The following is a 1,850-nucleotide window of genomic DNA, read 5'->3' on the forward strand; positions in this document are numbered from 1 at the left end:
ACCCGGGCGCGATGACGCACGCGTCGACGGTGGGCTCACCGCTCGAGGTCTCCGCCGACCTGGTGCGCCTCTCGGTGGGCATCGAGGACGGCGACGACCTCGTCGACGACCTGCTCCAGGCGCTCGCGACGCTCTGAGCCCCACTCCGCGCTTGGCGCGACCGACTAGCCGCGGCGGGCGTCGGCCTGGTCGTTCGCGGAGCCGTGCGGGGCGGTGTGACCGGGCACGACGAGGCCCGGGACGCTGCAGCCGCCGACCAGGACCGGCCCGTGGTGGGTCTCGACGAGCGTCCCCGGGTCGTCGCACCCGGCCTGGGAGACGGTGAAGACGGCCGCTCCGGTGAGCGCGGCGGCGACGACGAGCGGGGCCAGCAGTCCGAGGCCCGCGGCCCGGCGCGGACGGGCACCGTCGCTCGGTGTTCCGATCATCCGTGCACCTCCTGGCCACACGCTCTGCACACAGGCTACCGACGACGTCCGTGTTCGACGGGCGTTCGGTTCGACCGTCCGACCGGCGAGTGGTGCCCGGCGCCGACCGGGCCGGGAAACGGCGCGCCGTACGACCGGTTGCCCGCCCGTCGCGGGGGCGAACCGGTCGGCGACGTCACCGGGTCGCCGGGAACTCCCGGGCCCCTGCGCGACCCGGACCCCGGTCGGCGGGCACCATCGGGTCCGTGCCGCAGACCCTGGTGACCCGCGCGGACGTCGAGGCGGCCCGGGTCGCGCTCGAGGGGGTGGTCCGCAGGACGCCGGTCGAGCCGTCCCGGGTGCTGGCGGAGTCGGCGGGTGGGCCGGTGCGGCTGAAGTGCGAGAACCTGCAGCGGACCGGCAGCTTCAAGATCCGTGGCGCCTACCGCCGCATCCAGCGCCTCGCCGACGACGAGCGCGCCCGGGGCGTCGTCGCGGCCAGCGCCGGCAACCACGCCCAGGGGGTCGCGCTCGCGGCCGGGCTGCTCGGCACGCACGCGACGGTCTTCATGCCCGCGGGCGCCCCGTTGCCCAAGCTCGCGGCCACCCGCGGCTACGGCGCCGACGTCCGCCTCGTCGACACCTTCGACGCCACGCTGACCGCGGCCGCGGAGTTCGCCGAGGAGACCGGGGCGGTGCTGATCCACCCGTTCGACCACCCCGACATCGTCGCGGGCCAGGGCACCGTAGGGCTGGAGATCCTCGAACAGGTCCCGGACGTCGCCACGGTCGTCGTGTGCACCGGCGGCGGCGGCCTCGTCTCGGGGATCGCCGCCGCGCTGGCCGGCACCGGGGTGCACGTCGTGGGCGCGCAGGCCGCGGCGTACGCGGCGTGGCCACCCTCGCTCGCCGCGGGCGAGCCGGTGTCGGTGGCCGGTGCGACCATCGCCGACGGCATCGCTGTCCCGCGTCCCGGGGTGCTGACGTTCGCGCACGTCAGCACGCAGGTCGAGGAGATCGTGACGGTCAGCGAGGAGGCCCTGTCCCGGGCCGTCCTGCAGAGCCTCGAGCGCGGCAAGCTGCTCGTCGAGCCGGCCGGGGCGGCGGCGGTCGCGGCCGTCGCGGAGTACCCGGGCCGGTGGTCGTCCCCGGTGGTCGCCGTCGTCTCCGGCGGCAACGTCGACCCGCTCATGCTCGACGCGATCGTCCGCCGCGGCATGGCCGCCGCCGGCCGGTACGCGACGTTGCGGGTCCGGCTCCCCGACCGCCCGGGCTACCTCGGCGACCTGCTCGCGGCGCTCGGGCGCCTCGGCGGCAACGTCGTCGACGTCGAGCACCGCCGGCTCGCGCCCTCGTCCGGGCTCGGGCCGCTCGGCCTGGGTGCGGTCGAGGTGGCCCTCACCCTCGAGGCGCGCGGGCACGACCACCGCACGACGATGGTCG

General features: G+C 76.6%; 3 protein-coding genes. 2 read left to right on the plus strand and 1 reads right to left on the minus strand.

What is annotated here, in order from left to right; translation table 11 throughout:
- Positions 1 to 137: PLP-dependent transferase (locus AC0CYZ_RS21350; protein WP_472219013.1), on the plus strand; the 137-nt coding region annotated here is incomplete at its 5' end.
- 27 nt (positions 138 to 164) lie between these two features.
- Here the strand turns inward: AC0CYZ_RS21350 and AC0CYZ_RS21355 are convergent.
- Entirely contained in the window at positions 165 to 428 is a 264-nt protein-coding gene (locus tag AC0CYZ_RS21355) for a hypothetical protein (RefSeq protein ID WP_472219009.1), read from the minus strand.
- 245 nt (positions 429 to 673) lie between these two features.
- Between AC0CYZ_RS21355 and AC0CYZ_RS21360 the strand changes: the two genes are divergently transcribed.
- A partial coding sequence (locus tag AC0CYZ_RS21360) for a threonine ammonia-lyase (RefSeq protein WP_472219011.1) occupies positions 674 to 1,850 on the plus strand: 1,177 nt, incomplete at its 3' end.

This window comes from Actinomycetospora sp. (assembly GCF_055612215.1).